Source organism: Yoonia sediminilitoris, from assembly GCF_003058085.1.
GTDB lineage: Bacteria > Pseudomonadota > Alphaproteobacteria > Rhodobacterales > Rhodobacteraceae > Yoonia > Yoonia sediminilitoris.
In genome coordinates, this window is the sequence record NZ_QBUD01000043.1 from 1 (window position 1) to 1,855 (window position 1,855).

A 1,855-nucleotide genomic window follows, 5' to 3' on the forward strand; every position below is an offset into this window, starting at 1 on the left:
CTTTCTCATCGTCCACTCCTCAGTGGCTACGATGAGCAACAAACCCTCCCTTAGCAAATACAGCTATTTGGACCCATAGGCGCTGACGTCAGACACGACGGCACTGGACGTAACGGTGCAAGCGCAAATCCTGTCTGTGCTGAGCGATCTGCGCCGTGAACGGGGGCTGGCCATCATCTTTATCACCCACGACTTCGGGGTTGTCGGCCAATTGTGCGACCGTGTGGCGGTGATGTACGCAGGCCAGATTGTCGAAGAAGGGCCGACCGAGGCCGTTCTGCGCGCGCCCCAGCATCCCTACACCAGCCGCCTTATCGACTGCGTGCCGACATTGGGTGGCGGGCAGCGCAAACTGGCTGCGATCCCCGGCCTGCCGCCGGTCGTGGATCGCTTGCCAACCGGCTGTGCCTTCGCTGAACGGTGCGACAAGGCGCAGGCTGGTTGTAGCGCAGGCCCCATTGATCTGATGCCGACCCAGACGGCGCGAAAAACACGCTGCCTGTTCCCCGAAGCCACACTGGAACAAAGCGCATGAACGAGGCCCTCAAACTGACAGGACTGTCGAAGTCCTTTCCCGTTGGCAAACGCCTGCTTGGGCCGCCCAGGGGCATGGTCCACGCGGTCCAGCCGCTGACCTTGACGGTCCAAACCGGCGAGACTTTGGGCATCGTGGGGGAGTCCGGCTGCGGTAAATCCACGCTCGCCAAAATGCTTGTGGGGCTCTTGCCCCCGACCACAGGCCAGATCGAGATCGAGGGCGCGGTCCTGGACAATGCCGACCCGGCTGTCTTTGGCAAACGCATCCAATATGTGTTCCAAGACCCCATCAGCAGCCTGAACCCGCGCAAAACCATCCGCCAGATCATGGAAACACCCCTGCGCAAACTCCACAATCTGGACAAAGCAGCCCGCGCCGCCCGCATCCGCGAGATTTTCGCGGCCGTGAACCTGCGTGAGGAATTCCTTGATCGTTACCCGCATGAGTTTTCCGGCGGGCAGGCGCAACGGATCGGCATCGCGCGTGCGCTGGCGGCTGAAGCACGCATCTTGATCCTTGATGAACCAGTCTCTGCTTTGGATGTGTCGGTACAGGCGCAGGTGTTGAACCTCTTGGCCGACCTCAAGAAAGAATTCGGCTTGACCTATCTGTTCATCAGTCACGATCTCGCGGTCGTCGAAGCCGTCAGTGATCGCGTCGCGGTCCTATATTTCGGCTCAATCGTCGAAGTCGGTTCCGCACGAGAGATTTTCGCGAACCCGCGCCACCCCTACACCGCACTGCTAGCACAAAGCGCCCCCGAAGTCGGACGCCCCATCGCCGCACCTGAAAGCGCCGAAACCGAATTGCCCGATCCATTGTCGCCTCCCGTAGGGTGTGCCTTCAATGAACGATGCGCCTTTGCGACATATCGGTGCCGGAGAGAAGAACCGTCTCTGACAACAGATCAGAGCGGCAGGGAGTTCGCCTGTTTCAACCCTCGATAAGCGAGCAGCGAGGGCACCTTTCTCCACCGGTTTTGGACCCGAAAAGGCGCAGGACCCAGTTGATTGCTACCAGAGATGGATCGCCCATCTCCATTTACGACTTCGCAAAGAAGCGATTCAGTTACGGATATTGTAGCAAGCGACGACGGAAGCAAACTCTTGCGAGATATGAAGCCCAAGCCCTCATGTTTTTTTCCAACACTAAACTGAACGTCCATTGACTCCGCATTGCGGACATCTGTGTCTTTGGAAGCAGGGGCCGCTTCGTCCCGCAGAGCAGACCTCTATGCAATCTGCAGCGAAGGTCTCCTATGATGAAGATTTTCTGATGCGGGCCAGGGTGTGAGGTTTTGGCTTGGCTCGACTGTGG

General features: G+C 58.8%; 1 protein-coding gene and 1 pseudogene. Both read left to right on the forward strand.

Annotated elements, in window-relative coordinates; genetic code table 11:
* Positions 1–94: 94 nt before the first annotated feature.
* Positions 95–535 (forward strand): annotated as a pseudogene (locus C8N45_RS22890) (oligopeptide/dipeptide ABC transporter ATP-binding protein); the annotation flags it as partial.
* Positions 532–1,485: an ABC transporter ATP-binding protein gene (locus C8N45_RS22895; protein WP_108389368.1), complete on the forward strand. Its 954-nt coding sequence runs from the start codon at positions 532–534 to the stop codon at positions 1,483–1,485. The pseudogene C8N45_RS22890 and the gene C8N45_RS22895, both read left to right, overlap by 4 nt.
* The last annotated feature ends 370 nt before the right edge of the window (positions 1,486–1,855 follow it).